Source organism: Pseudomonas sp. SDT291_1_S447 (assembly GCF_054070155.1).
Genome location: NZ_JBSVXS010000007.1, coordinates 77,590 through 103,021 on the forward strand (window position 1 = coordinate 77,590; position 25,432 = coordinate 103,021).

At 59.0% G+C, this 25,432-nt stretch carries 24 protein-coding genes and 1 pseudogene; 13 read left to right on the forward strand and 12 right to left on the reverse strand.

What is annotated here, in order from left to right:
• Positions 1-29: 29 nt before the first annotated feature.
• The 4 genes and pseudogenes from argB to coaBC form a co-directional block, all read right to left on the reverse strand.
• Positions 30-935: an acetylglutamate kinase gene (gene argB, locus ACW9IR_RS04580; protein ID WP_007954443.1), complete on the reverse strand. Its 906-nt coding sequence runs from the start codon at positions 933-935 to the stop codon at positions 30-32.
• 17 nt (positions 936-952) lie between these two features.
• Positions 953-2,329 (reverse strand): annotated as a pseudogene (locus tag ACW9IR_RS04585) (phosphomannomutase/phosphoglucomutase); the annotation flags it as partial.
• Between the two features lie 324 nt (positions 2,330-2,653).
• A complete protein-coding gene (dut, locus tag ACW9IR_RS04590; protein ID WP_038359240.1) occupies positions 2,654-3,109 on the reverse strand; it encodes a dUTP diphosphatase in 456 nt (151 codons plus the stop codon).
• Positions 3,110-3,114: 5 nt separating this feature from the next.
• The gene (coaBC, locus tag ACW9IR_RS04595) at positions 3,115-4,323 is read right to left on the reverse strand and encodes a bifunctional phosphopantothenoylcysteine decarboxylase/phosphopantothenate--cysteine ligase CoaBC (RefSeq protein WP_102901457.1); all 1,209 of its coding nucleotides are present in this window, start codon (positions 4,321-4,323) and stop codon (positions 3,115-3,117) included.
• Positions 4,324-4,456: 133 nt separating this feature from the next.
• Between coaBC and radC the strand changes: the two genes are divergently transcribed.
• Positions 4,457-5,131, forward strand: a complete 675-nt coding sequence (radC, locus tag ACW9IR_RS04600) for a RadC family protein (RefSeq protein ID WP_102901456.1) — start codon at positions 4,457-4,459, stop codon at positions 5,129-5,131.
• A gap of 149 nt (positions 5,132-5,280) precedes the next feature.
• On the opposite strand, the gene ACW9IR_RS04605 is transcribed toward radC, so the two are convergent.
• Complete coding sequence (locus ACW9IR_RS04605) at positions 5,281-6,867, reverse strand: ABC transporter substrate-binding protein (protein WP_102901455.1); 1,587 nt, start codon at positions 6,865-6,867, stop codon at positions 5,281-5,283.
• A 448-nt stretch (positions 6,868-7,315) separates the two neighbouring features.
• On the opposite strand from ACW9IR_RS04605, the gene rpmB reads away from it, so the two are divergent.
• Both rpmB and rpmG read left to right on the forward strand, forming a co-directional pair.
• On the forward strand, positions 7,316-7,549 hold the full coding sequence (gene rpmB, locus ACW9IR_RS04610; RefSeq protein WP_007920377.1) for a 50S ribosomal protein L28: 234 nt from the start codon (positions 7,316-7,318) through the stop codon (positions 7,547-7,549).
• An 11-nt stretch (positions 7,550-7,560) separates the two neighbouring features.
• Positions 7,561-7,716: a 50S ribosomal protein L33 gene (rpmG, locus tag ACW9IR_RS04615; protein ID WP_003177274.1), complete on the forward strand. Its 156-nt coding sequence runs from the start codon at positions 7,561-7,563 to the stop codon at positions 7,714-7,716.
• Between the two features lie 76 nt (positions 7,717-7,792).
• Here the strand turns inward: rpmG and ACW9IR_RS04620 are convergent, their stop codons facing one another.
• Both ACW9IR_RS04620 and ACW9IR_RS04625 read right to left on the reverse strand, forming a co-directional pair.
• A complete protein-coding gene (locus ACW9IR_RS04620) occupies positions 7,793-8,002 on the reverse strand; it encodes a peptidase inhibitor (RefSeq protein ID WP_095119814.1) in 210 nt (69 codons plus the stop codon).
• Between the two features lie 159 nt (positions 8,003-8,161).
• Positions 8,162-8,524 carry a cupin domain-containing protein gene (locus ACW9IR_RS04625; protein WP_064389555.1) on the reverse strand — a complete coding sequence of 121 codons (363 nt, stop codon included), beginning with the start codon at positions 8,522-8,524 and terminating at the stop codon, positions 8,162-8,164.
• 239 nt (positions 8,525-8,763) lie between these two features.
• Here ACW9IR_RS04625 and ACW9IR_RS04630 point away from each other — a divergent pair, with 239 nt between their 5' ends.
• Positions 8,764-10,257 (forward strand): aldehyde dehydrogenase, encoded by a 1,494-nt coding sequence (locus tag ACW9IR_RS04630; protein ID WP_457461887.1) that lies wholly within the window; start codon positions 8,764-8,766, stop codon positions 10,255-10,257.
• Between the two features lie 192 nt (positions 10,258-10,449).
• On the forward strand, positions 10,450-11,595 hold the full coding sequence (locus ACW9IR_RS04635; protein ID WP_102901454.1) for an MFS transporter: 1,146 nt from the start codon (positions 10,450-10,452) through the stop codon (positions 11,593-11,595).
• An 87-nt stretch (positions 11,596-11,682) separates the two neighbouring features.
• Here the strand turns inward: ACW9IR_RS04635 and ACW9IR_RS04640 are convergent, their stop codons facing one another.
• Together ACW9IR_RS04640 and ACW9IR_RS04645 are read right to left on the reverse strand one after the other, a co-directional pair.
• Positions 11,683-13,251: a phospholipase D family protein gene (locus ACW9IR_RS04640; protein ID WP_457461890.1), complete on the reverse strand. Its 1,569-nt coding sequence runs from the start codon at positions 13,249-13,251 to the stop codon at positions 11,683-11,685.
• 60 nt (positions 13,252-13,311) lie between these two features.
• Positions 13,312-14,733, reverse strand: coding sequence for an aminotransferase-like domain-containing protein (locus ACW9IR_RS04645; RefSeq protein WP_457461892.1), 1,422 nt, complete (start codon positions 14,731-14,733; stop codon positions 13,312-13,314).
• A 178-nt stretch (positions 14,734-14,911) separates the two neighbouring features.
• Here ACW9IR_RS04645 and ACW9IR_RS04650 point away from each other — a divergent pair, with 178 nt between their 5' ends.
• Entirely contained in the window at positions 14,912-15,157 is a 246-nt protein-coding gene (locus ACW9IR_RS04650; protein ID WP_457461893.1) for a DUF1127 domain-containing protein, read from the forward strand.
• A gap of 138 nt (positions 15,158-15,295) precedes the next feature.
• Here the strand turns inward: ACW9IR_RS04650 and ACW9IR_RS04655 are convergent, their stop codons facing one another.
• Complete coding sequence (locus ACW9IR_RS04655) at positions 15,296-16,606, reverse strand: NAD(P)/FAD-dependent oxidoreductase (protein ID WP_457461895.1); 1,311 nt, start codon at positions 16,604-16,606, stop codon at positions 15,296-15,298.
• Between the two features lie 148 nt (positions 16,607-16,754).
• Between ACW9IR_RS04655 and ACW9IR_RS04660 the strand changes: the two genes are divergently transcribed.
• A complete protein-coding gene (locus ACW9IR_RS04660; protein WP_064389779.1) occupies positions 16,755-17,108 on the forward strand; it encodes a YkgJ family cysteine cluster protein in 354 nt (117 codons plus the stop codon).
• A gap of 87 nt (positions 17,109-17,195) precedes the next feature.
• Here the strand turns inward: ACW9IR_RS04660 and ACW9IR_RS04665 are convergent, their stop codons facing one another.
• Complete coding sequence (locus ACW9IR_RS04665; RefSeq protein WP_003177284.1) at positions 17,196-17,684, reverse strand: Lrp/AsnC ligand binding domain-containing protein; 489 nt, start codon at positions 17,682-17,684, stop codon at positions 17,196-17,198.
• 156 nt (positions 17,685-17,840) lie between these two features.
• On the opposite strand from ACW9IR_RS04665, the gene dadA reads away from it, so the two are divergent.
• The 6 genes from dadA (at position 17,841) to ACW9IR_RS04695 (ending at position 24,288) form a co-directional block, all read left to right on the forward strand.
• Positions 17,841-19,145 (forward strand): D-amino acid dehydrogenase, encoded by a 1,305-nt coding sequence (gene dadA / locus ACW9IR_RS04670; protein WP_186613344.1) that lies wholly within the window; start codon positions 17,841-17,843, stop codon positions 19,143-19,145.
• Positions 19,117-19,470, forward strand: coding sequence for a RidA family protein (locus ACW9IR_RS04675; RefSeq protein WP_038359209.1), 354 nt, complete (start codon positions 19,117-19,119; stop codon positions 19,468-19,470). Before dadA ends, ACW9IR_RS04675 begins: the two co-directional genes overlap by 29 nt.
• A gap of 94 nt (positions 19,471-19,564) precedes the next feature.
• Positions 19,565-20,638, forward strand: a complete 1,074-nt coding sequence (alr, locus tag ACW9IR_RS04680) for an alanine racemase (RefSeq protein WP_457461898.1) — start codon at positions 19,565-19,567, stop codon at positions 20,636-20,638.
• A gap of 88 nt (positions 20,639-20,726) precedes the next feature.
• Positions 20,727-21,275, forward strand: a complete 549-nt coding sequence (locus ACW9IR_RS04685) for a cupin domain-containing protein (protein ID WP_007920393.1) — start codon at positions 20,727-20,729, stop codon at positions 21,273-21,275.
• A 181-nt stretch (positions 21,276-21,456) separates the two neighbouring features.
• A complete protein-coding gene (locus tag ACW9IR_RS04690) occupies positions 21,457-21,870 on the forward strand; it encodes a c-type cytochrome (protein ID WP_102901447.1) in 414 nt (137 codons plus the stop codon).
• Positions 21,871-22,365: 495 nt separating this feature from the next.
• Positions 22,366-24,288, forward strand: coding sequence for an acetyl-CoA hydrolase/transferase C-terminal domain-containing protein (locus tag ACW9IR_RS04695; protein WP_457461900.1), 1,923 nt, complete (start codon positions 22,366-22,368; stop codon positions 24,286-24,288).
• A gap of 111 nt (positions 24,289-24,399) precedes the next feature.
• On the opposite strand, the gene ACW9IR_RS04700 is transcribed toward ACW9IR_RS04695, so the two are convergent.
• Positions 24,400-25,338 carry a hypothetical protein gene (locus ACW9IR_RS04700; RefSeq protein WP_457461902.1) on the reverse strand — a complete coding sequence of 313 codons (939 nt, stop codon included), beginning with the start codon at positions 25,336-25,338 and terminating at the stop codon, positions 24,400-24,402.
• Positions 25,339-25,432 lie beyond the last annotated feature (94 nt).

Here is a 25,432-nt window from a genome sequence, read left to right on the forward strand (position 1 = left end):
GAGCGGGGTCTTTTTGTTTGCGTCTGCGCTTACGGACGCTTGCGATTGCTGATCAGCGTGCCCACGCCGGTGTCGGTGAAGATTTCCAGCAGGATCGCGTTCGGCACGCGACCGTCGATAATCAGCGAGCTGCCCACGCCGCCCTGTACCGCTTCCAGCGCGCAACGGATCTTCGGCAGCATGCCGCCGTAGATAGTGCCGTCGGCGATCAGGTCGTCGACCTGCTGGGTGCTCAGGCCGGTCAGTACGGTGCCTGACTTGTCCATCAGGCCGGCGATGTTGGTCAGCAGCATCAGCTTCTCGGCTTTTAGCGCCTCGGCGACTTTACCGGCCACCAGATCGGCGTTGATGTTGTACGACTCGCCGTTCTCACCCACACCAATCGGCGCGATGACCGGGATGAAGTTGCCTTTGACCAGCAGGTTAAGCAGCTCGGTGTTGATCCCGACGACTTCGCCGACGTGACCGATGTCGATGATTTCCGGCTGGGTCATCTCCGGAGTCTGACGGGTGACAGTGAGCTTCTTCGCACGAATCAGCCCGGCGTCTTTACCGGTCAGGCCGATGGCGCTGCCGCCGTGACGGTTGATCAGGTTGACGATGCTCTTGTTGACCTGACCGCCCAAGACCATTTCGACCACGTCCATCGTCGCCGCGTCAGTGACGCGCATGCCATCGACGAAGTGGCTTTCGATCGACAGGCGCTTGAGCAGATCACCGATCTGCGGGCCACCGCCGTGCACGACCACCGGGTTGATGCCCACGGCTTTCATCAGCACGATGTCGCGGGCGAAGCCGGTTTTCAGCTCCTCGCTTTCCATCGCGTTGCCGCCGTATTTGATCACCAGGGTCTTGCCGACATAGCGTCGGATGTAAGGCAGCGCTTCGGACAGGACCTTGGCAGTGTTGGCGGCGGCATCGCGTTCGAGGGTCATTCAGGGCTCCGGGTGGATCAGAACGGTAGTTGGAGATCAGGTGCAACACGTTTCAATTGGGCGTGGAACACGTCCTTGATGCGTTGCAATTCAGCCTCGTCATCGGCCTCGAAGCGCAGCACCAGCACCGGTGTGGTGTTGGACGCGCGCACCAGGCCCCAGCCTTTGGCGTAATCGACTCGCACGCCGTCGATGGTGGTCAGGTCAGCGCCTGTGCCCCACTGTGCGTCGTGCAGTGCATCAATGATGCTGAATTTGCTCTCTTCGGTCACATGGATATTGATTTCCGGCGTAGAAATATCGTTCGGGAAGGTCGCAAATAGCTCTTCCGCGCTGGATTTTTCCTTGCTGAGGATCTCCAGCAGCCGTGCGGCGCTGTAGATACCGTCGTCGAAACCGAACCAGCGCTCCTTGAAGAAGATGTGCCCGCTCATTTCACCGGCCAATAGTGCACCGGATTGTTTCATTTTCTTTTTGATCAACGAATGACCGGTCTTCCACATTAGCGGACGACCACCGTATTCCTTGATCAGCGGCACCAGACGACGGGTGCATTTGACGTCGAAGATGATTTCCGCGTCCGGGTTACGCGCCACCACGTCACGGGCGAACAGCATCAGCAGGCGATCCGGGTAGACGATGCTACCGGTGTTGGTCACCACGCCGACACGGTCGCCGTCGCCGTCGAAGGCCAGGCCGATGTCGGCGTTGGTTTCCTTGACCTTGGCGATCAGGTCGACGAGGTTTTCAGGCTTGCCCGGATCCGGGTGATGGTTCGGGAAGTTACCGTCGACTTCGCAGAACAGCGGGATGACTTCGCAGTTCAGCGCCTCGATCAATTGCGGGGCGATCACACCGGCCGCGCCATTGCCGCAGTCAACCACGACCTTCAGGCGTCGGGCCAGTTTGATGTCCTGGACGATTTCGGTGTTGTAGCGGTCGAGGATTTCGACCTGGGTGACGCTGCCGGTGCCGCTGCTCAAGTTGTTGGTCTTGAGGCGTTCATGCAGGGCCTGGATCTGTTCGTTGGCGAGGGTGTCGCCGGCGATGACGATCTTGAAACCGTTGTAGTTCGACGGGTTATGGCTGCCGGTGAGCATCACCCCGGATTTGCCGGCCAGGACGTTGGCGGCGTAGTACAGCGCCGGCGTTGGCACCAAGCCGACATCGCTGACGTGGCAGCCACTCTCGGCGATACCGCGAATCAGTTCTGCAACCAGCTCCGGGCCGGACAGGCGACCGTCGCGACCGACGGATACATTCGGCTCGCCTTGGGCCAGGCTCTGCGAACCGATGGCGCGGCCGATCCAGTAAGCGGTTTCGGCATTGAGGAATTCCGGCACGGTGCCACGAATGTCATAGGCGCGGAAAATGCTGTCGGGCAGCTTCGGGGCAATCTTGGCTGGGGTGCTCATCTACGGAAATGCTCCATCTCGAAAGGGGCGGGACAGACCGACGAATCGTTCGACGGCAGGCTCAAACTGAAGGGTATGACGGCGTTTTTCACAGAGAGTTCGTGGTGTGAAAGGGCCATGACGCCTCGGCTGGCGTGGCTTTGGGCCGGCAAAACCTTGATTTACGGTGTTAAAACCTGTCGCTGAAACTGCACAAATTTCCCCTGTAGGAGCTGCCGAAGGCTGCGATCTTTTGACTTTGTTTTTTAAGATCAGAATCAAAAGATCGCAGCCTGCGGCAGCTCGTACAGGAGATGTATTCGGTTATTTGGTGCCGGTATGACCGAAACCGCCGGTGCCGCGTTCGGTTTCGACGAACTCTTCAACCATTTCGAAGTGCGCTTGCACCACAGGTACTAGTACCAGTTGCGCCAAGCGTTCGCCGACGGTCATGGTGAAGTCGGTCTGGCCACGGTTCCAGCAGGACACCATCAGCGGGCCCTGGTAATCGGAGTCGATCAAACCCACGAGGTTGCCCAGCACGATGCCGTGCTTATGGCCCATGCCCGAGCGCGGCAGGATCAGCGCGGCGAGGTTCGGGTCGCCGATGTAAACCGACAGACCGGTGGGGATCAGCACGGTTTCACCCGGTTTGATCACGATGTCCTGATCCAGCATGGCGCGCAGGTCGAGGCCGGCGGAGCCCGGGGTGGCGTATTGCGGCAGCGGGAAATCGGTGCCGATGCGTGGGTCGAGGATCTTGGCTTGCAAAGCGTGCATGTAAATTAAACCTGGTTCAGACGTTCGGCGATAAAGGTGACCAGTTGGCGAGCGATCTTGCTCTTGCTGGTCTGGGCGAAAACCGTGGCGTGCAGCGCACGGTCAATCACGCTGCAGGCGTTTTCTTCGCTGTTGAAACCGATACTCGGGTTGGCGACGTCGTTGGCGACGATCAAATCGAGATTCTTGTCCTTCAGCTTGCGTGCAGCGTAGTCGAGCAGGTGTTCGGTCTCGGCGGCGAAGCCGACACTGAACGGACGGTCGGGACGGGTCGCGATGGTGGCCAGGATGTCCGGGTTACGCACCATTTGCAGGACGAAGCCGTCACCGCTCGTAGGATCTTTCTTGAGTTTTTGCGGGGCGACGACTTCCGGGCGGTAGTCCGCAACCGCAGCCGAGGCGATAAACACGTCGCACGGGATCGAGGATTCACAGGCAGCGAGCATGTCGCGGGCGCTAACCACGTCGATGCGTGTGACGCGATCCGGCGTCGGCAGGTGCACCGGGCCGCTGATCAGCGTGACACGGGCGCCGGCTTCAACTGCGGCTTCGGCGAGGGCAAAGCCCATTTTGCCGGAGCTGTGGTTGGTGATGTAGCGCACCGGGTCGATGTTTTCCTGGGTCGGGCCGGCGGTAATCACCACGTGTTTACCGGTCAGCGCCTGCCGCTGGAAGCAGTCTGCCGCGCATTGTGCTAGGTCGGTGGCTTCCATCATGCGGCCCATGCCGACGTCGCCGCAGGCCTGACTACCCGAGGCCGGGCCGAAGGTCTTCAGGCCACGGCTTTCGAGGAGTTGCAGGTTGGCCTGGGTCGCTGGGTCGCGCCACATCGCCTGATTCATTGCCGGAGCAACGGCGACGACAGCGTCGGTGGCCAGCACCAGAGTGGTCAGCAAATCGTTGGCGATGCCTTGGGCCAGACGGGCGAGCAGGTCGGCGGTGGCCGGGGCGATCAGCACCAGATCGGCCCATTTGGCCAGCTCGATGTGGCCCATCGCGGCTTCGGCGGCAGGGTCGAGCAAGTCGAGGTGCACCGGGTGGCCGGACAAGGCCTGCATGGTCAGCGGGGTAATGAACTCGGCGCCACCGTGGGTCATGACCACGCGCACTTCGGCACCCTGGTCGATCAGGCGACGAACCAGATCAGCGCTCTTGTAGGCCGCGATGCCGCCGCCGACGCCCAGAACGATGCGTTTCCGATACAGCCGCTGCATAGGTCTGCCTTTCATTTCGTTGATGACTGCGATGCGATTCCCCTCCCCAGGGTTGAATCGACCGCAAAAAAGATGGGCTACGATATCACAGCGACCGCTACGGAACAGCGGCGCCCACAGACAGGGAATGTGTATGAGTATTCGCGATTGGCCTGCGGCGGAACGCCCGCGGGAAAGGTTATTGGAGCACGGGGCAGCGAGCCTTTCGGACGCTGAGTTACTGGCGATTTTTCTGCGCACCGGATTGCCCGGAATAAGCGCTGTGGACCTTGCGCGCAATCTGTTGACTCAATTCGGCAGCCTGCGTTTGCTGCTTGAGGCCGATCAGCACGCATTCAGCAAACAATTAGGGCTCGGGCCGGCGAAGTTTGCGCAACTGCAAGCTGCTCAGGAAATGAACAGGCGGCATCTGGCTGAGAAATCACGGCAGAAACCAGCCCTGGAAAACCCTCAGGTCGTTCGCGATTATCTGAAAGCGATGCTGCGTCACGAACCGCATGAGGTGTTTGGTTGCCTGTTTCTCGACTCCAAACATCAGGTACTGAATTTCGAGATACTTTTTCGTGGCTCGATCGACAACACCAGCGTGCATCCCCGCGAGGTTGTGAAGCGATGTCTGGCCAATAACGCGGCGGCGTTGATCCTGTGCCACAACCATCCATCGGGGAACACTGACCCCAGTCAGGCTGATCGATTGCTGACAAAGCGTCTGCAGAAGGCGCTGGAGCTGATTGATGTGCGGGTGCTCGATCATTTCATCGTTGGCGATGGTGAGCCGCTGTCGATGGCGGAGTGTGGCTGGATGTAACTCTCAGGAGCGATGCAAATCCCCTGTGGGAGCGAGCTTGCTCGCGAAGGCGCAGTGCCAGTCAGCATCATTTTTACTGACAGGCCGCTTTCGCGAGCAAGCTCGCTCCCACAGGTTTGATGGCATCCCCAGGTTATGTGTAAGGCAGGTTATTTGAGGTTGACCTTGGAATAGTCCTGACGGCCAAACGGGCTCACGGAGTAACCCTGCACGTCTTTACGCGTCAGTGCGTAGGCCGTCGGATGCGCGAGAGGCAGCCACAACGCCTGCTGCTGAATCTGCGTCTGCGCCTGTTCGTACAGCTTGGTGCGCACGCCTTGTTCGCTGGTGGTCTTGCCGGCACTGATCAGCTTGTCCAGATCGGCATTGCAGTAGCGGGCGAAGTTGGTGCCCGACTTGACCGCCGCACAGGAAAACTGCGGCGTGAGGAAGTTGTCCGGGTCACCGTTGTCACCCGCCCAACCCATGAACAACAGATCATGCTCGCCGGCCTTGGCGCGGCGAATCAGTTCGCCCCACTCGATCACGCGGATTTCCGCCTGAATGCCGATTTCCGCCAGATCCGACTGCAGCATCTGCGCACCCAAGCTTGGGTTCGGATTCAGCAGGCTGCCGGAAGGACGCGTCCAGATGGTGGTCTGGAAACCGTCCTTCAAACCGGCCTTGACCATCAGCGCCTTGGCTTTGTCAACATCGTGCGGGTAACCCGGCAAGCTCTTCGCGTAACTCCAGGTGTTCGGCGGGTAAGGGCCGTTGGCCGCTTCGGCGGTGTCTTCAAACACAGCCTTGATGTAGTTGGCCTTGTCGAACGCGAGGTTGATCGCCTGACGCACTTCCGGCTTGTCCAGCGGCGGATGCTGGCTGTTGATGCCAACGAAAGCGGTCATGAACGCGTCAGTCTTTTCGACTTTTAGCGTCGGCTCTTTCAGCGCGGCCTGTACGTCGAGTGGTTTCGGCGAGAGGGCGATCTGGCATTCGTTGCGCCGTAGCTTTTGCAGGCGCACGTTGGCGTCCGGGGTGATGGCGAAGATCAACGGATCCACCGCAGGCTTGCCGCCGAAGTAATCCGGGTTGGCCTTGTAGCGGATGGCTGCATCTTTCTGGAAGCGGTTGAACACGAACGGGCCAGTGCCGATCGGCTGGCTGTTGAGCTTGTCGGTCGCGCCGGCCTTCATCAGCTTGTCGGCGTATTCGGCGGAGTAGATCGAAGCGAAGCCCATGCTCAGAGTCGCCAGGAACGTCGAATCCGGGTGATCAAGGGTGAAGCGCACGGTGAGCGGGTCAAGTGCGTCGATTTTCTTGATCAGTGCCGGCAACTGCATCGACTGCGCATGTGGGAAGCCGCTCTGGGCGACTTTGTGCCACGGATTGGCCGGGTCGAGCATGCGGTCGAAGCTGAATTTGACGTCTTCGGCGGTCAGTTCACGGCTTGGCTTGAAGTATTCGGTGGTGTGAAATTTCACCTGCGGACGCAGCTTGAACACGTAAGTCAGGCCGTCGGTGCTGACTTCCCAGCTGTCGGCCAGGCTCGGCACGACTTTGCCGCTGGCGGTGTCGAAATCCACCAGGCGATTCATCAGCACGTCGGCCGAGGCGTTGGTGGTGGTCAGCGAGTTGTATTGCACCACGTCGAACCCTTCAGGGCTGGCCTCGGTGCAGACGCTCAGCGCGGCGGCCTGGGCCAGGGGGCTCAGCAGGAGCGGGGCGAGCAACAGGGGTAGGGCAGCGAGGCGCATGGTCGGTTTCCTTTTACAGATCGAAGGCCCATCTGCAAGTGCAGTCTGGAAAAGGCCTACCCTAGAGGTCTGGATTACAAATGACTATCCCCCTTTTGCATTTTCGGGGCACAGTGATGGCGGTTTTTCAGACCGTGGCGCGCGTTAAAAAGTCTGAACCGCCGGCAAGGGTGGTTTTCTGCGACGAGTGGTAAAAACCGTTGCCAGCCTTTATCCAAGGCGCTCGCGGGCCAAAAAAACGCCTTTTTACCGATTGATTGCACACCGATTGTTGTTGCTCCGAAGTCTTTCTGGTATAAAGCAGCGCTCTTTTCTAGGGGCCCGGTTCCTTCACTGTAGGTGTAGCCGGTAAGACCTCTAAAGAAACGCGGCGCCTGGCGCCAAATGACTGAGAGATTAAGCGGCCAACCCATGCCGGGTTGGGCATGTGGTTTTAGAGGGCTGAGGCATGTCGAGAGTATGTCAAGTTACCGGTAAGGGTCCGGTGACTGGGAATAACATTTCCCACGCAAACAACAAAACCCGTCGTCGTTTCCTGCCGAACCTGCAGCATCACCGCTTCTGGGTTGAAGAAGAGAAACGTTTTGTGCGTCTGCGCGTATCTGCCAAAGGCATGCGTATCATCGACAAGCGTGGCATCACTGTCGTGCTCGCCGAACTTCGCCGCGATGGCAAGATTTAAGGGAGCTAATCATGCGTGAATTGATTCGTTTGATCTCGAGCGCCGGTACTGGTCACTTCTACACTACCGACAAGAACAAGCGTACTACCCCGGACAAAATCGAGATCAAGAAATATGATCCGGTTGTTCGCAAGCACGTGATCTACAAGGAAGGCAAAATCAAGTAATTGATTTTTCCCGACTTACGAAAAAGGCCCGTATCTCACGATACGGGCCTTTTTTGTTGCCTTGAAGCGTGATCGATCAACCACAGATCAGTTCAATGATCTCGTTTTTCTCGTTGACCAGGACCCTGATGCGGTCCGCATCAGTGCGCAGGTTGTACATGCCGTCCGGCACTTCGAGGCGATGCTTTGTTACTCCGGCTGCGTTGCGCACAGCGAGCAGGTTGTCAGTAGTAGCAAAATCACCGAGGAAAAATTGCGCGTTGTAGAGATTGCATTGGCTGGACATTGTGCCTCCTTGCTTTGGTTTGAGTTAAGGCCCCTTATTTATCGAATCAGACTAACCTCTTGGTTTGACTGATCTTTTCTCGATTCCTAAGCGACCGGTCGAAGTTTCACTCAAACCTGCTGGATATGCCTTACCCTGCTCGTCACCGTGTGTGTCGGATCAGGCTTTCTGTTCAAAGATCACATAGACCTTGCGGCAAGCCTCAAGCACTTCCCAAGTGCCGCGAAACCCCGCCGGAATCACAAACCGGTCGCCAACGCGCAACGTCTTGGCATTGCCCTCACCATCACGCAGCACCGAAACCCCCTGCAGAATCTCGCAGTATTCATGCTCGGTGTAGTTCACCGTCCACTGCCCAACCGCACCTTCCCACACGCCAACGCCCATTTGCCCACACGGGCTGTCGTATTGATGGAACACCGCTTGCTCAGGATCACCCTTGAGCACTTTCGCCGGATCCGGGCGATAGCGTTCGGCTTCGCTGCTGGTCAGGCTGATGTCGACGACGTTCTGGATGTTCATTGTTGTTATCCCCCGTGAATACGGCGCGATTGGCTGGAAAGGGCCAAAGTCTATGTTGATTAAAATCAACACCGCAAGGCCGTATGGCCACCTTATGTCAAATATATTGAAACAACCCCGGCCGCTGGTTTAGGGTGGCGGGTGCCTCTGGCCGAAAAACCGGCTGGCCGGGCAGAATTCTTGAGGACGCTGGCGAAGATCGCGCGGCGCTCGTATTCAACAAGCGGAGGACACTCGAAATGACCACCCTGACTCGTGCCGACTGGGAACAACGCGCCCGCGACCTGAAAATCGAAGGCCGCGCCTACCTGAATGGCGAATACACTGACGCCGTCTCCGGCGAGACCTTCGAGTGCATCAGCCCGGTCGATGGCCGTCTGCTCGGCAAGATTGCCAGCTGTGACGCCGCCGACGCCCAGCGCGCCGTGGAAAATGCCCGCGCCACCTTCAATTCCGGCGTCTGGTCGCGCCTGGCGCCGACCAAACGCAAAGCCACCATGATCCGTTTTGCCGGCCTGCTCAAGCAGCACACCGAAGAACTGGCCCTGCTCGAAACCCTCGACATGGGCAAGCCGATCAGCGATTCGCTGTACATCGACGTCCCGGGCGCGGCGCAAGCGCTGAGCTGGAGCGGTGAAGCGATCGACAAGATTTACGATGAAGTCGCGGCCACGCCGCACGATCAACTGGGTCTGGTGACCCGCGAGCCAGTGGGCGTGGTCGGCGCCATCGTGCCGTGGAATTTCCCGCTGATGATGGCGTGCTGGAAACTCGGCCCGGCATTGTCGACCGGTAACTCGGTGATCCTCAAGCCGTCGGAAAAATCCCCGCTGACCGCCATCCGCATCGCTGCGCTGGCCGTTGAGGCCGGTATTCCGAAAGGCGTGCTCAACGTGCTGCCGGGCTATGGCCACACCGTTGGCAAGGCGCTGGCCCTGCACAACGATGTCGACACGCTGGTATTCACCGGTTCGACCAAGATCGCCAAGCAACTGATGATCTACTCCGGCGAATCGAACATGAAACGCGTCTGGCTTGAAGCCGGCGGCAAGAGCCCGAACATCGTCTTTGCCGATGCGCCGGACCTGCAAGCCGCCGCCGAATCCGCTGCCAGCGCCATTGCCTTCAACCAGGGCGAAGTGTGTACCGCCGGCTCGCGTCTGCTGGTCGAGCGTTCGATCAAAGACAAGTTCCTGCCGATGGTGATCGAGGCGCTGAAAGCCTGGAAACCTGGCAATCCGCTGGATCCGGCGACCAACGTCGGTGCGCTGGTGGATACCCAGCAGATGAACACCGTGCTGTCGTACATTGAATCCGGTCATACCGATGGCGCCAAACTGGTCGCTGGCGGCAAGCGCATTCTGCAGGAAACCGGTGGCACTTACGTTGAGCCGACGATTTTCGACGGAGTGAGCAACGCGATGAAAATCGCTCAGGAAGAGATCTTCGGGCCAGTGCTGTCGGTCATCGCTTTCGATACCGCTGAAGAAGCGATCCAGATCGCCAACGACACGCCGTACGGCCTGGCCGCTGCGGTCTGGACCCAGGACATCTCCAAGGCGCACCTGACTGCCAAGGCCCTGCGTGCCGGCAGCGTGTGGGTCAATCAGTACGATGGCGGCGACATGACTGCGCCGTTCGGCGGCTTCAAGCAATCGGGTAACGGCCGTGACAAGTCGCTGCACGCGTTCGACAAGTACACCGAGCTGAAAGCGACGTGGATCAAGCTGTAAGCCGTTAGGAGGGTCTGTTCGCAAGAGCAGAACCTCCAGACGAAGCAGATCCCTGTGGGAGCGAGCCTGCTCGCGAAAGCGGTGTATCAGTCAGCCCATGTGCTGAATGTGCAGCCGTATTCGCGAGCAGGCTCGCTCCCACATTTGTTTGATGTGGCCTCCAAAAAATAATTATCCACAGGAGCGTGGAACATGCGGTGGGCGACGTATTTCGCCGTGTTGGCGTCTGTCTTGAGTGTCGGTCTGGCCCTGGGGGTCAGTATGCCGTTGGTGTCGTTGCGCCTGGAAGGCTGGGGTTACGGTTCCTTCGCCATCGGTGTAATGGCAGCGATGCCAGCGATTGGCGTGTTGTTGGGCGCGAAGATTTCCAGTCATCTGGCGGCGCGCTTCGGCACGGCCAATCTGATGCGCCTGTGCCTGTGGGCCGGGGCGCTGTCGATCGGTCTGCTGGCGCTTTTGCCGAGCTATCCGATCTGGCTGGTGCTGCGGCTGATGATCGGGGTGATCCTGACCATCGTGTTCATCCTCGGCGAGAGCTGGATCAATCAACTGGTGGTCGAGCACTGGCGCGGTCGCTTGGTGGCGCTGTACGGCAGCAGCTATGCGTTGAGCCAGTTGTCTGGCCCATTGCTGCTGGGTGCGCTCGGCACCGAAGAGGATTACGGATTCTGGGTCGGCGTCGGCCTGCTGTTGGTTTCGCCTTTGCTTCTGTTGGGCCGCAGTGGTGCACCGAGCAGTGAAGCCAGCAGTGTGACGTTCCGCGATCTGTGGGGCTTCGCCCGTGAGCTGCCGGCGATTGCCTGGGCGGTGTCGTTGTTCGCCGCGTTCGAGGCGATGATCCTGACGTTGCTGCCGGTGTATTGCCTGCAACAGGGCTTCACCGCTGAAATCGCGCTGGCGATGGTCAGCACGGTGGTGGTCGGTGATGCGTTGCTGCAGTTGCCGATTGGCGCGTTGGCCGATTACTTGTCGCGGCGTACGTTGTTCGCGGGTTGTGCGGTGGTGTTGATGCTGTCGAGTCTGGCGATTCCAATGTTGCTCGACACGCTGTTGATCTGGCCATTGTGGGTGTTGTTCGGGGCGAGTGCCGGTGGTCTGTTTACCCTGTCGCTGATTCTGATCGGCGAGCGTTATCGTGACGATGCGCTGGTGCGGGCGAATGCGCATATTGCGCAGCTGTGGGGCGTGGGATGTCTGGTCGGGCCGCTCGCGGCCGGGGCGGGCAGCCAGTGGATCAATGGGCATGCGTTGCCGTTGTTGATGGCGATTGGGGCGTTTGGTTTGGTGATTCTGCTTTTGCGCCAAGGGGCATTCGGACCGATAACCGAGCCTGCCTAAGATCAAAAGATCGCAGCCTTCGGCAGCTCCTACAGTTGAAATGCATTCGTTCTGTAGGAGCTGCTGAAGGCTGCGATCTTTTGCTTTTTAAAGCATTCGCTCAAGCCCTACCGTGGTGCTGAACCACGCGTTGAACCGCCGCCACCAACTCCCCGGCTCTTTGGTCAGGGTATGCATCTGGCCGTTGTCTTCGGTGATCCAGACAATCTGGCCATCCTGTAACTTCGCCTCGTAACTCAGCGCTGGCGCCATGCCTTGCAGCGCCAGTTCGCGCACATGCCCGGCCAGTTCCGGGCTGTCCACCAACACCCCGACTTCGGTGTTCCACAAAACCGAACGCGGATCAAAGTTGAAAGAGCCGATAAACGATTTCTGCCGATCAAAGATCATCGCTTTGCTGTGCAGGCTTGAATCGGAACCGCGAAACGACTTGCTGTAAAACACATGCGGGCCGCTGCCGTAGTTATCCCCAGGCTGACGGCGCAGTTCATACAACTTCACGCCATGCTCCAGCAACGCTTTGCGATACGGCGCATAGCCGCCATGCACCGCCGGCACATCGGTGGCCTCCAGCGCGTTGGTCAGCAGGCTCACCGAGACGCCGGCATCGGCGCGCCCGGTCAGGTACACCAGCCCCGGCTGGCCCGGCACGAAGTACGCCGAAATCATGATCAGCTCTTTGCTCACGCCTCTGAGCTCGGGTGCCAGTTGCGTGGTCAGCAGCAATTGCGGATCCGGCTCACCCTTGGCCAAGACCTTGCTCGGCGCATCCCACAACGCCTGATTCCACGCCCAGATCAGCTCTTTGCGCCAGATGTCCATGCGCGGTTCGGTCTTGAACGTCATCAACTGCTGATACAGCGCGTGATTTTGTTTGCGGGTGTCTTCCAGCGATTCTTCCAGGCGTGTGCGGGTGTTCTCCAGGTCCTTGGCGGTCGGTTGGCTGGTAAGGAACTCGTCGATCGGTTTGCTCAGCGCGCTGTTCCAATACTGGTCGAAACTGTGGCCCAGTTGCTCGGCCACCGGCCCGACGCTGAGCATGTCGATGTCGGTGAAATTCAGATTTGGCTCGGCGTCGAAGTACTCGTCACCCAGATTGCGCCCGCCGACGATGGCCACGCTGTTGTCCGCCAGCCACAGCTTGTTATGCATGCGCCGGTGTTGCAGCGACAGATTGAACAAGCGGCCTGCTGCCCGCGTGACGCCGGTACTGCGACCAAGGTGCAGTGGATTGAACAGGCGAATCTGAATCTGCGGATGCGCCGCGAGTGTGGCGATGATCTGGTCGAGGCCATCGCTGGTGGTGTCGTCGAGCAGGATGCGCACGCGCACGCCGCGATCAGCGGCCTTGAGCAATTCCTCCACCAGCATCCGCGTGCTGATGCCGTCGTGGACGATGTAGTACTGCAGATCGAGACTGGTCTGGGCGTTGCGGATCAGTTCGGCGCGGGCGGTGAAGGCCTCGCTGCTGTTCGACAGTAGGCGAAACCCCGAGCGGCCTTGATAGGGCGCCGCTTGCGCCTGGATCGAACGGCCGAAGCTGGAATCGGAAGCCGGCAACGCCTGACTCGGCTCGCGCGGGACATCGAAACTGGCACAGCCGCTCAGGAACGAGGCGAGTAACAGCAAAGCGAGTAGGGGCTGTCTGAAGCTCACGTAGGATCGTTCCGGTTGGCGGCTGGGGTCGGCATATGGACGCTGGTCTCTGAAAAAAGGTCAGTCGGCTTCGCTAAGCAGTTTGATTGCCGTCGCCCCGACTTTGCGCACCGCCTCTTCGATCTGCGCTGTCGGTTTGGCAGCGTAGTTCATGCGCAGGCAATTGCGGTACTTGCCCGAAGCGGAAAAGATGCTGCCGACGGCAATCTGTACACCTTGGTCGAGCAACTCACGATTGAGTTTCAGGGTGTCGAAGCCTTCCGGTAATTCGACCCAGAGCAAAAAGCTGCCTTGCGGCCGGCTGGCGCGGGTACCTGCCGGGAAATAGCGGGTCACCCAATCGATCATCATGTCGCGGCTGCGCTGATATTGCGTGCGCATGCGCCGCAAGTGCGGTTCGAAGTGGCCGGCCTTGAGGAATTCGGCGATGGCAATCTGTGGCTGCGGTGCGGTCGATCCGGTGCTGATGTATTTCATGTGCAGCACGCGCTCGAGGTAGCGGCCCGGCGCGACCCAACCAATACGCAGCCCTGGCGCCAGGGTCTTGGAAAACGAACTGCAGAGCAATACGCGGCCGTCTTCGTCGAAGGATTTGATCGTGCGCGGACGCGGGTAGGTGTAGGCCAGTTCGCCATACACATCGTCCTCAATGATCGCCACGTCGAAGCGCTGGGCGAGGGTAAGCAGGGCGCGTTTGCGTGACTCCGGCATGATGTAGCCGAGCGGGTTGTTACAGTTCGGGGTGAGCTGGATGACCTTGATCGGCCATTGTTCCAGAGCCAGTTCGAGGGCTTCGAGGCTGATCCCGGTGAGTGGGTCGGTGGGGATTTCCAAGGCCTTCATGCCCAGGCCTTTGAGCGTCTGCATGGCGCCGTGAAAGCTTGGCGAGTCCACCGCGACGATGTCGCCCGGCTCGCAGATCGCGTGGATGCTGGTGGACAGCGCTTCGTGGCAACCGGTGGTGATCACCAGTTCGCTGGCGCTCAACTGGCAGCCGGAATCGAGCATCAGTCGAGCGATCTGTTCGCGCAGCTCGAGGGTGCCGTGAATGTTGTCGTAATACAGACCGGGCATGTCCTGACGGCGGCTGATCCGTGCCAAACCGCGCAGCAGTGGTTTCATGGTCGGCGAGCTGATGTCGGGCATGCCGCGACCCAGTTGCACGACATCCTTGCGCGGCACCGCGCGAATCAATTCCAGCACCTGATCCCACTGCGAAATCTCCACCGGCCGTTGCGCCGGGCGGCCGACGACAGGCAGTTCCGGCAGCTCGCGACCGACTGGCACAAAGTAGCCTGATTTGGGTTTCGGCGTGGCCAGACCGCTGTCTTCGAGCATGCGATAGGCCTGTTGCACCGTGCTCAGGCTGACCCCGTGTTCGACGCTCAAGGCGCGCACCGACGGCAACCGATCGCCGGGTCGATAGAAACCGTTTTCGATGCGCGTGCCGAGCAATTCGGCGAGGTTTACGTAAAGGGTCATGGTTCTGCCTCGGTGCGGTGATTCGATATACCAGTACAGATGTGGCAAAAAACGACAATTCAGTCGGCAAAGCGGCAAATCTGTATGGAATTAATACAGTCGCTTTGAATCTGTAATGGTTTTGCTCGCCCGCGCATCATGGAATCTCTGGCTACCCAAGTAAACAGGAGCATTGAAAATGAACGGCTTGAGCGATGTGCGGCTGACGTTACACAGTCAGGAACTGGCGGCAGGGCAGAAGGATCGTGCACGCAATGAGATCATGCGTAACGCACCGTCCGGCCTGAGTCGCTGGGATCTGTTCTGGCATCGTCTGCACACGCGCAAGGCATTGCTGGCGCTGACGGCGGATCAGCTCAAGGATATCGGGCTGACCCGTGAGCAGGCGCTGGAGGAGGGGTTGAAGCCGTTCTGGCGGATCTGAGATCTGTATTGTTCTTGCGGCCCCTTCGCGAGCAGGCTCCCACATTGATCTCCAGTGGATACAAGATTCCCATCCACCGCAGATCCCCTGTGGGAGCGAGCCTGCTCGCGAAAGCGGCCTCATGAGCGCCGCAAACCATCAGACCAACTCTTTGAGGCGATGCCACAACATCCCCAGCGCCAACAACGGCGAGCGCAAATGCTTGCCGCCCGGGAAGGTGATGTGCGGCACCTTGGCAAACAGATCAAAGCCACCGCTGTGCTGCCCGCTGATCGCCTCGGCCAATAACTTGCCCGCCAGGTGCGTGGCATTCACCCCGTGCCCGGAGTACGCCTGGGCGTAATACACGTTCGGCTGATCATTGAGCCGGCCGATCTGCGGCAAGCGGTTGGCACCGATGCCGATCATGCCGCCCCACTGATAGTCGATCTTCACCCCGGCCAGTTGCGGGAAGACCTCCAGCATCTTTGGCTGCATATACGCGGCGATGTCTTTCGGATCACGCCCCGAATAATGGCAGGCACCGCCAAACAACAAGCGCCGATCCGCCGAGAGCCGGTAGTAATCCAACGCCACACGTTGGTCGCAGACCGCCATGTTCTGCGGCAGCAGGTTGTGTGCCTGCTCTTCGCTCAACGGTTCGGTGGCGATGATGTAGCTGCCGGCGGGCAGAACCTTACCGCTGAGTTGCGGATTCAGATCATTGAGATAGGCGTTGCAACCGAGCACCAATGTTTTGGCGCGCACCGAACCCTGAGCGGTATGGATTTTCACTTCAGAGCCGTAATCGATACGGGTCACTGCCGAGTGCTCGAACAGCTTCACGCCTAGTTGCTGCGCCGCTGCTGCTTCGCCCAAGGCCAGGTTAAGCGGATGCAGATGCCCGGAACCCATGTCGATCAAGCCGCCAACGTAGCGCTTGGAACCGACCACCGTGTGCATATCGTTGGCTTGCAGCAAACGGGTTTCGTAGCGATAACCGAGGCTGCGCAACTCTTCGGCGTCTTCGCCAAAACCCTCAAGGTCGGCGGGTTTGTTGGCGAGGTCGCAGTAGCCCCAGGTCAGGTCGCAGGCAATCTGAAAGCGCTCGACCCGCTGGCGAACGATTTCCACCGCTTCCAGGCCCATCAGTTTCATCTCACGCACGCCGTCGGCGCCGATGACGTTGGCGAACTGATCGAGACCGTGACCGACCCCGCGAATAAGCTGCCCGCCGTTGCGACCACTGGCGCCCCAACCGATCTTGTGCGCTTCCAGCAACACTACGCTGAGGCCGCGTTCAGCCAGTTCCAGCGCCGTATTCAACCCGGAAAAGCCACCGCCGACCACACAGACGTCGGCCAGCACATCACCTTGCAATACCGGGTGATCGGGCTGCGGCAGGCTGCTGGCGGCGTAATAAGAGGCAACGTGGGGTTGGCTCGCGGAGGTGAAGGCGCGGGCAGTCATGGGCGTCATCCAACGGCTAAGGTGTCGAGAAAATTTGACGGAGCATAAGCCGCACGCCCGAACGTGGGCAACACTGGTCGGCCTGCGGTGTCTGGATCAGGGCTTTTGCGGCACAATTGCCGTCTATTTCACCTCGGTTACCGCTGCAATGAGCTGCAACAGCCAGAAAATCCGCACTTTGCGTCAGCAGATCCCCTCGTTCGAGTGCGTGCCCGGCTGCCATGACTGCTGCGGCCCGGTGACCACCTCTCCGGAAGAAATGGCGCGTCTGCCGCGCAAGACCCGCGCCGAGCAGGATGCGGCGATGGAGGAGTTGAACTGTGTGCACCTGGGGCCGAATGGCTGCACGGTGTATGAGGAGCGGCCGCTGATTTGCCGGTTGTTCGGTACGACGAAAACCTTGCCTTGTCCGAATGAGCGGCGGCCGGTGGAGTTGATTCATCCGCGCGTGGAGAAGCAGATATTCGAATACATGGCGGCGAATCGGCAGGTGTTGGTTTAAAAGATCGCAGCCTTCGGCAGCTCCTACAGAGATATGCATTCCCATGTAGGAGCTGCCGAAGGCTGCGATCTTTTGATCTTCAAAAACTCAATCCGGAATAGGTAAGCTCAGGCTCTCCTTCACCTCTTCCATCACGATATAACTCTTCGACTCGCGCACATGCGGCAGCTTCAGCAGAATGTCGCCCAGCAGCTTGCGGTACGAGGCCATCTCGGAAATCCGTGCCTTCACCAGATAGTCGAAATCCCCTGATACTAGATGACACTCCAGCACGTGCGGCAACTTCAGCACCGCGCGGCGGAACTCCTCGAAAGTGTCGCCGGATTTGTAGTCGAGGCTGATCTCGACGAACACCAGCAAGCTACCCTTCAAGTGCTGCGGATTCAGCCGGGCGTTGTAGCCCATGATGATCCCTTCGCGTTCCAGACGCCGCACCCGCTCGGTGCAGGGCGTGGTGGAGAGGCCGACCTTTTCGCCGAGTTCGGTAAAGGAAATCCGTCCGTCCGCCTGCAGGATCCGCAAGATGTTGCGGTCGATCTTGTCCAGCTCACGTTTGGTCTGAGTGTTGGTACGCATAGGGGATGCGCCTCCGTGAAAAGGGTTTTTGCCGAGAATTGTCGCCAAATATAGGCGCTTATATAGTGAAAAGCACTGGCATTTCTTTTTTACACTGCGCGCATCATTGCTCTAACAACAGACGTACGCGGCCCTGCCGCGATGAGGGATACAAAAATGCGCGTAATGGTCTTGGGTAGCGGCGTCATCGGTACCGCCAGTGCTTACTATCTGGCCCGTGCCGGGTTCGAAGTGGTGGTGGTCGACCGGCAGCCCGCTGCGGCCATGGAGACCAGTTTCGCCAACGCCGGCCAGGTCTCGCCGGGCTACGCCTCGCCGTGGGCCGCGCCGGGCGTGCCGCTGAAGGCGATCAAGTGGCTGCTGCAACGCCACGCCCCTCTCGCGATCAAGGCCACCGCCGACATCGACCAGTACCTGTGGATGGCGCAGATGCTGCGCAACTGCACCGCCAGCCGTTACGCGGTGAACAAGGAGCGCATGGTGCGCCTGTCCGAGTACAGCCGCGACTGCCTCGATGAATTGCGCGCCGAAACCGGCATCGCCTACGAAGGCCGCAGCCTCGGCACGACTCAGCTGTTCCGCACCCAAGCGCAACTGGATGGCGCCGCCAAAGACATCGCTGTGCTGAAAGAATCCGGCGTGCCGTTTGAAGTCCTCGACCGCGCTGGCATTGCCCGCGTTGAACCGGCGCTGGCGGGCGTGACTGACATCCTCGCCGGTGCCCTGCGCCTGCCGAACGATCAGACTGGCGACTGCCAGATCTTCACCACCCGTCTCGCCGAAATGGCAGTGAAGCTCGGTGTCGAATTCCGCTTCGGGCAAGACATCCAGAAACTCGACTACGCCGGTGATCGCATCAACGGTGTGTGGATCGACGGCAAGCTGGAAACCGCTGACCGCTACGTACTGGCACTCGGCAGCTACTCGCCGCAACTGCTCAAACCGCTAGGCATCAAGGCCCCGGTGTATCCGCTCAAGGGTTACTCGCTGACCGTGCCGATCACCAACCCGGCGATGGCCCCGACCTCGACCATTCTCGACGAGACCTACAAGGTCGCGATCACCCGTTTCGACAACCGCATCCGCGTCGGCGGCATGGCCGAGATCGCCGGTTTTGACCTGTCGCTCAACCCGCGTCGCCGCGAAACTCTGGAGATGATCGTCAACGACCTTTATCCTCAGGGCGGCAATCTGGCCGAGGCGAGTTTCTGGACCGGTCTGCGTCCGACCACCCCGGACGGCACGCCGATCGTCGGTGCTACGCCGTTCAAGAACCTGTTCCTCAATACCGGTCACGGCACGCTCGGTTGGACCATGGCGTGCGGTTCCGGCCGTTTGCTGGCCGACCTGATGGCGAAGAAAAAGCCACAGATCAGCGCCGAAGGCCTCGATATTTCCCGTTACGGCAACAAAACCCAGGAGTCCGCAAAACATGGCAATCCAGCGCCAGCTCACCAATGAGCGCATGAGTCAGATCGTCAGCCACAACGGCACCGTGTATCTGGCGGGGCAGGTCGGCGACGACTTCGACGCCGGGATTGAACAGCAGACCCGCGACGTCCTCGCCAATATCGAGCGTTTGCTTGATCTGGCCGGCACTGACAAACAGCATCTGTTGTCGGCAACGATCTACCTGAACGACATCGAAGCGCACTTCGCCGGGATGAATTCGGTGTGGGACCAGTGGCTGCCAAAAGGCGCCGCTCCGGCCCGCGCCACCGTCGAAGCGAAGATGGCCAAGCCGAGCATTCTGGTAGAAATCTCTATCGTCGCCGCGCTGCCGTAACCGTTGTAAAGATCCCTCTCCCGGCGCTGTTGGCGGTTCACGTCGTCAGTCGGCGCCGGTTTTTCTTCCCATGACCGCCTAGAAGTCTGCCGCCATGCGTCCTGCCCGTGCCCTGATCGACCTAGAAGCCCTGCGCCACAACTACCGAATTGCCCGCGAAGTCACCGGCGCCAAGGCGCTTGCCGTGATCAAGGCGGACGCCTATGGCCATGGCGCGGTGCGTTGCGCGCAGGCGCTGCAAGCCGAGGCCGACGGTTTTGCCGTGGCCTGCATCGAGGAGGCTCTGGAGCTTCGCGCCGCGGGTATTCGTGCGCCGGTGTTGTTGCTGGAAGGGATCTTCGAGGCCGATGAGCTGGCGTTGATCGTCGAGCATGATTTCTGGACGGTGGTGCATTCGCTGTGGCAGCTCGAAGCGATCGAGCAGGCGGCACTGAGCAAACCGATCACTGTTTGGCTGAAGCTCGATTCGGGCATGCACCGCGTCGGTCTACATCCAAAGGATTATCCGGCGGCTTACCAGCGTCTGCTGGCCAGCGGCAAAGTGGCAAAGATTGTGTTGATGAGCCACTTTGCCCGCGCCGATGAACTGCACGCGCAGAGCAGCACCGAGCAGGTCGCGGTGTTTGAAGCGGCGCGTCAGGGCCTGGCGGCGGAAGTCAGCTTGCGCAACTCGCCGGCCGTGCTCGGATGGCCCAAGATCCACAGTGACTGGGTGCGTCCGGGCATCATGCTTTACGGCGCGACTCCGTTCGAAGAAGCCAACGCCGTGGCTGATCGCCTGCAACCGGTGATGACCCTCGAATCGAAAGTCATCTGCGTACGCGAACTGCCGGCTGGCGAGCCGATCGGCTACGGCGCCAAATTCATCACCGACAAACCGATGCGCATCGGTGTGGTCGCCATGGGTTACGCCGACGGCTACCCGCGTCAGGCGCCGACCGGTACGCCGGTTTTGGTGGCGGGTAAACGCAGTCGCATTCTCGGTCGCGTGTCGATGGACATGCTCTGCATCGATCTCACCGATGTGCCTGAAGCAGGCCTTGGTTCGAGCGTCGAGCTGTGGGGCAAAAACATCCTCGCCAGCGAAGTGGCGCAGTGGGCGGACACCATTCCGTACCAGATCTTCTGCAACCTGCGTCGAGTGCCAAGGCTCTATTCCGAGGGTTGACGCCACTGCGGGGGCCAAGTGTTGTAAATACTGAACGCTGTCGCCATGATAACGCTCAATATTCTTACAACATCAGGAGGCTCCCGCCTTGGACGTCGGTGAACGACTGCAATCGATCCGCAAGCTCAAAGGGCTTTCCCAGCGTGAACTCGCCAAACGCGCGGGCGTCACCAACAGCACCATTTCGATGATCGAAAAGAATAGCGTCAGTCCTTCGATCAGTTCGCTGAGGAAGGTACTGGGCGGCATCCCCATGTCCATGGTCGAGTTCTTTTCCGAAGAAATCCTGCAGGAAGTCCCGACCCAGATCGTCTACAAGGCCAACGAGCTGATCGACATTTCCGACGGCGCCGTGACCATGAAACTGGTCGGCCGCGCGCACCCCAGTCGCGCTATCGCTTTCCTCAATGAAATCTACCCTCCGGGCGCCGATACTGGCGAAGAAATGCTCACCCATGAAGGCGAAGAAACCGGGATTCTGGTGGAAGGTCGTCTGGAACTGGTGGTGGGTCTGGAAACTTTTATTCTCGAAGCCGGCGACAGCTACTACTTTGAAAGTACCAAGCCGCATCGTTTCCGTAATCCGTTCGACGCGCCTGCGCGACTAATCAGCGCAGCCACGCCGGCGAATTTTTAACAAAGAGGCGCCAGGCCATTACGGCAAAGGCACCCGGACAGTTTTTCTACCGTGCGGTATAACCCCTTCGACTATGGGGTTGTTTCAGTGTGACGGGCTACCCGCTATACTTCCGCCCGCCTGCGAACCGTGGCCGCAGGCGTGAATAGCCACCATTGAGGGTGAACGCGTGAATCTAATTATGAAAATGCTGGCTGCACCAGCAACCGTACTGGCCCTCTGGGCTGTCAGCGCTCAAGCTGCGACGAATGACGACATTGCCAAACGCCTCGAGCCGGTTGGCCAGGTGTGTGTACAGGGGCAGGAATGTAAAGGGATGGAAGTGGCTGCGACTGCCGGCGGCGGTGATGCCAAGACTCCAGACTCAATCATTGCCAAACATTGCAACGCGTGCCATGGCTCCGGCCTTTTAGGCGCGCCGAAAATCGGCGACACCGCCGCCTGGAAGGAACGCGCCGATCACCAGGGCGGCCTCGACGGCATCCTCGCCAAGGCCATCACCGGCATCAACGCCATGCCGCCTAAAGGCACCTGCGCTGACTGCTCCGACGCCGACCTGAAAGGCGCAATCGAGAAAATGTCCGGCCTGAAATAAGCCGCGCTTCTGACGAAAAAAACCGTCTTCGGACGGTTTTTTTGTGCCTGCGATTCAAGAGCCCCTCACCCCAGCCCTCTCCCGGAGGGAGAGGGGACCGACCGAGGTGTCTTTCGCTATACATCGACCTGAAAGACCTTAGCGATTATGGATTCAGCAAAGTTATTTCACGTCGGCATACCTCCCCAATATCCCCCATTCAGTCCCCTCTCCCTCCCGGAGGGAGAGGGAGCCGACCGTGATGTCTTTCGTCCGGCATCGACCTGAAACATCAAGTCGATTATGGATTCGGCAAAGCAGGTTCACGTCGGCGTACCTTTCCAATATCCCCCAATCAGTCCCCTCTACCTCTGGGAGAGGGTTAGGGTGAGGGCAACAATTTCGAGTCGGAAAACATTTCGAGAACAGCGCACACTCACTCTGAAGCTGTTCTTTGCAGCAAACTCAAGGCAAGCTCGGTCTACCCCTATTCACGGAACGGGCAGGAGGCTTCAGATGGTGCAGTTGTGTTCGATCGAACAGGCAGTGGACGACGTGCTGGCACGCTTGTCGGCGCACATCCACATGGGCATGCCGCTGGGCCTGGGCAAGCCCAATCACTTCGTCAACGCGCTGTACCGGCGGATCAAAAGCCTGCCCGAGCGGCAACTGACGATCTATACCGCACTGTGCCTCGGCCGCCCGGCGTTGGGCGATGGCTTGCAAAAGCGCTTCATCGAACCCTTCGTCGAACGCGTCTTCGGTGATTACCCGGAATTCGATTTCCTCGCCGACCTGCACCGCGACAGCCTGCCCGCCAATATCCGCATCGAACAGTTCTTCATGCAACCCGGCAGCCTGCTCAACAGCGCGCCGGCCCAGCAGGATTACGTCAGCAGCAACTACAGCCACGCCGCCCGCGACATCAACGCCGCCGGCCTGAATCTGGTGGCGCAATTGCTCGCCAGCAGCAGCGAACACCCGGATCGCCTGAGTCTGAGCTGCAACCCGGACATCACCCTCGACCTGTTGCCGATGATCGCCAAGCGCCGGGTCGCCGGGGAGACGATTCTGCTGGTCGGCCAGGTACACACGGATCTGCCGTACATGCCCGGTGATGCCGAAGTCGATATCGACACCTTCGACCTGCTGATCGACGCCAAGGACAGCAGCACGCTGTTTTCCACGCCGAACATGCCAGTGGGGTTTCAGGATCATTTCATTGGCTTGAACGCGAGTGCGCTGGTGCGCGACGGCGGTACGTTGCAGATCGGCATCGGCTCGATGGGCGATGCGCTGACCGCTGCGCTGCTTGCACGTCAGGCGGATAACGCCGGTTATAAGGCGTTGCTCGACGACATCAACCTCAGCCAATGGGCGCAATTGATCAACCGCGAGGGCGGCACCGGGCCGTTCGCCAAAGGCCTCTACGGTTGCAGCGAAATGTTCGTCAACGGTCTGCTGGTGCTGGCAGATGCCGGCATCATCCGGCGCAAGGTCTACCCCGATGTGCCGACGCAGGAACAGGCCAACGCCGGCACCCTCGACGAGGCCGCGCAGACTGACGGCATCTCGGTGCACGGCGGCTTCTTCCTCGGCCCGCGCAGTTTCTACGAGCGCCTGCGCGAGTTACCGCAGAGCAAACGCCTCGAATTCAACATGACCCGTATCAGCTACATCAACGAACTGTATGGGCAGGAAGAGCTCAAGCGCTTGCAGCGCCTGGATGCGCGCTTCATTAACACCGTGTTCACCATGACCTTGCTCGGCGCCGGCGTGGCGGATCAACTAGAAGACGGGCGCGTGCTCAGCGGAGTCGGCGGGCAGTACAACTTCGTCGCGCAAGGGCACGCGCTGCACGATGCCCGTTCGATTCTGATTCTGCGCAGTTGGCGTGAGTCCGGTGGCGACGTCAGTTCCAACATCGTCTGGGAATACGGCCATTGCACGATCCCACGGCACCTGCGCGATATCGTCGTGACCGAATACGGCATCGCTGATCTGCGCGGTAAAACCGATGCCGTAGTGATCGAATCGCTGCTGAACATCAGTGACTCGCGCTTCCAGCAGGGCCTGATCGAGCAAGCGCAAAAGGTCGGCAAACTGCCAAAAGATTTCCGCCTCGACCCACGCTTTGCCGACAACACGCCACAGCGTTTGCAGGCGATCGCCGCACGGCACAAAAACCTCTTTCCGGAATACCCGCTGGGCTGTGATTTCACCGCGATCGAAAGGGATCTATTGCGTGCGCTGAACTGGCTAAAAAGCAAATTCAAACTCACCGAAATCCTCGAACTCGGCAAAGCAGCCCTCGACGCCCCCGAAGCATCGCTCTACCCCGAACACCTTGAGCGCATGCAACTCACCCACCCGGAAGGCCTGAAAGAAGACCTCTTCCAACGCCTGCTCCTCACCGGCCTGAAAGCCACCATCCAATAACTGCCTGACCCAAAACAACTGTAGGAGTGAGCCTGCTCGCGATGGCGGTGTTTCAGCCGACGAATATACCGACTGACACTACGCTATCGCGAGCAGGCTCACTCCTACATATTAAGCGCATTCTAGCGAATGAGTTGGATGGACGCTCACGGATGGGCTAAGAAAATCTATGTGGTAGCCAGAGGAACCATCACCAATAGCTAAATGAACACCGCTGATTCCCTCGTTCATTTGGGAGTTGATTTTGTAATCGATTTTATTCGAGATGGATTCGTTAACACCGATGGCAAATTCCGTAAGTTTCAGTCCGCGTTTGCCCGCAGCCAGATCCAGAAGTTTTATATGTTCTTCGTTATTTATTCTTAGTGAGGTTATATTGTTTTCTTCTATTGTTAGCAAAGTATCTTCGTTTGATATTCGATCGCTTAGCCATCTTAGAGATGTTTTCACACCGGCAGGCAACTCGGGGTTAGGCTTTCTGAGTACAGTCAGTATTCCGGAAATATTCAACGTGCCTGAGAATATAAAAGGGCAGGGCTCTAATGGGTTCATATGTGCGTAATGAACTTCAAAGAATTCTGCGACGGACTGCACGAAATTTTCGGTCACATCTTCGCCAAGCAATGCATAAGGCTGTGCATGGGGAAGAATAGTTACGGTTGCATTGGATTCGTTGCCAGATAACGAAAAGGTCTGATGGGAATTAAGCATATTCAATACAGCTCGCTGCGAGCAGAGCGATTGCTGAAAATCGCTGTCCATCAGAAGCCTTAGGCTGTAAAGCGCGGCGGCTAAGGATGGTTCGAATACTTGGGTCGCGCAAAAGATGATTTTTTTCCGCTCCGTTTTTTTTGCGATCTCAAATGTTAATTTTGCAGCTTCGTTGCTGAAAGAAAAAACGATGCTGTTTTTTGGAAACGTCTCTAACTGAGCAATATTGACCGTCGCGAATCCCCAAAGCTCGCATTCTCTAAGGAATTCGTTCGAGTCGGCGATAATCGAAAATTCTTCATGATTGAAGAGCGTCGACGCTATATTTGGCGGTGACATAAAACCCTCCTTATTCTGAAGTGCGCGGCAAGGGCGGTTGCCGCGCGGTGCTTTCAATTAATCTTCAGTATGCGCCCAGGCTAACGGTGCCCAC

What these genes read in the sequence shown, in the direction of transcription:
- ACW9IR_RS04675 (WP_038359209.1), top strand. Translation starts at nt 19,117, where the DNA reads ATGGCAATCCAGCGCCAGCTCACCAATGAGCGCATGAGTCAGATCGTC.
- ACW9IR_RS04620 (WP_095119814.1), bottom strand. Translation starts at nt 8,002, where the DNA reads ATGTCCAGCCAATGCAATCTCTACAACGCGCAATTTTTCCTCGGTGAT.
- alr (WP_457461898.1), top strand. Translation starts at nt 19,565, where the DNA reads ATGCGTCCTGCCCGTGCCCTGATCGACCTAGAAGCCCTGCGCCACAAC.
- argB (WP_007954443.1), bottom strand. Translation starts at nt 935, where the DNA reads ATGACCCTCGAACGCGATGCCGCCGCCAACACTGCCAAGGTCCTGTCC.
- ACW9IR_RS04645 (WP_457461892.1), bottom strand. Translation starts at nt 14,733, where the DNA reads ATGACCCTTTACGTAAACCTCGCCGAATTGCTCGGCACGCGCATCGAA.
- ACW9IR_RS04665 (WP_003177284.1), bottom strand. Translation starts at nt 17,684, where the DNA reads ATGCGTACCAACACTCAGACCAAACGTGAGCTGGACAAGATCGACCGC.
- ACW9IR_RS04695 (WP_457461900.1), top strand. Translation starts at nt 22,366, where the DNA reads ATGGTGCAGTTGTGTTCGATCGAACAGGCAGTGGACGACGTGCTGGCA.
- ACW9IR_RS04635 (WP_102901454.1), top strand. Translation starts at nt 10,450, where the DNA reads ATGCGGTGGGCGACGTATTTCGCCGTGTTGGCGTCTGTCTTGAGTGTC.
- ACW9IR_RS04690 (WP_102901447.1), top strand. Translation starts at nt 21,457, where the DNA reads ATGAAAATGCTGGCTGCACCAGCAACCGTACTGGCCCTCTGGGCTGTC.
- ACW9IR_RS04605 (WP_102901455.1), bottom strand. Translation starts at nt 6,867, where the DNA reads ATGCGCCTCGCTGCCCTACCCCTGTTGCTCGCCCCGCTCCTGCTGAGC.
- radC (WP_102901456.1), top strand. Translation starts at nt 4,457, where the DNA reads ATGAGTATTCGCGATTGGCCTGCGGCGGAACGCCCGCGGGAAAGGTTA.
- ACW9IR_RS04625 (WP_064389555.1), bottom strand. Translation starts at nt 8,524, where the DNA reads ATGAACATCCAGAACGTCGTCGACATCAGCCTGACCAGCAGCGAAGCC.
- ACW9IR_RS04655 (WP_457461895.1), bottom strand. Translation starts at nt 16,606, where the DNA reads ATGACTGCCCGCGCCTTCACCTCCGCGAGCCAACCCCACGTTGCCTCT.
- ACW9IR_RS04700 (WP_457461902.1), bottom strand. Translation starts at nt 25,338, where the DNA reads ATGTCACCGCCAAATATAGCGTCGACGCTCTTCAATCATGAAGAATTT.
- dadA (WP_186613344.1), top strand. Translation starts at nt 17,841, where the DNA reads ATGCGCGTAATGGTCTTGGGTAGCGGCGTCATCGGTACCGCCAGTGCT.
- ACW9IR_RS04630 (WP_457461887.1), top strand. Translation starts at nt 8,764, where the DNA reads ATGACCACCCTGACTCGTGCCGACTGGGAACAACGCGCCCGCGACCTG.
- rpmG (WP_003177274.1), top strand. Translation starts at nt 7,561, where the DNA reads ATGCGTGAATTGATTCGTTTGATCTCGAGCGCCGGTACTGGTCACTTC.
- ACW9IR_RS04660 (WP_064389779.1), top strand. Translation starts at nt 16,755, where the DNA reads ATGAGCTGCAACAGCCAGAAAATCCGCACTTTGCGTCAGCAGATCCCC.
- coaBC (WP_102901457.1), bottom strand. Translation starts at nt 4,323, where the DNA reads ATGCAGCGGCTGTATCGGAAACGCATCGTTCTGGGCGTCGGCGGCGGC.
- dut (WP_038359240.1), bottom strand. Translation starts at nt 3,109, where the DNA reads ATGCACGCTTTGCAAGCCAAGATCCTCGACCCACGCATCGGCACCGAT.
- ACW9IR_RS04650 (WP_457461893.1), top strand. Translation starts at nt 14,912, where the DNA reads ATGAACGGCTTGAGCGATGTGCGGCTGACGTTACACAGTCAGGAACTG.
- rpmB (WP_007920377.1), top strand. Translation starts at nt 7,316, where the DNA reads ATGTCGAGAGTATGTCAAGTTACCGGTAAGGGTCCGGTGACTGGGAAT.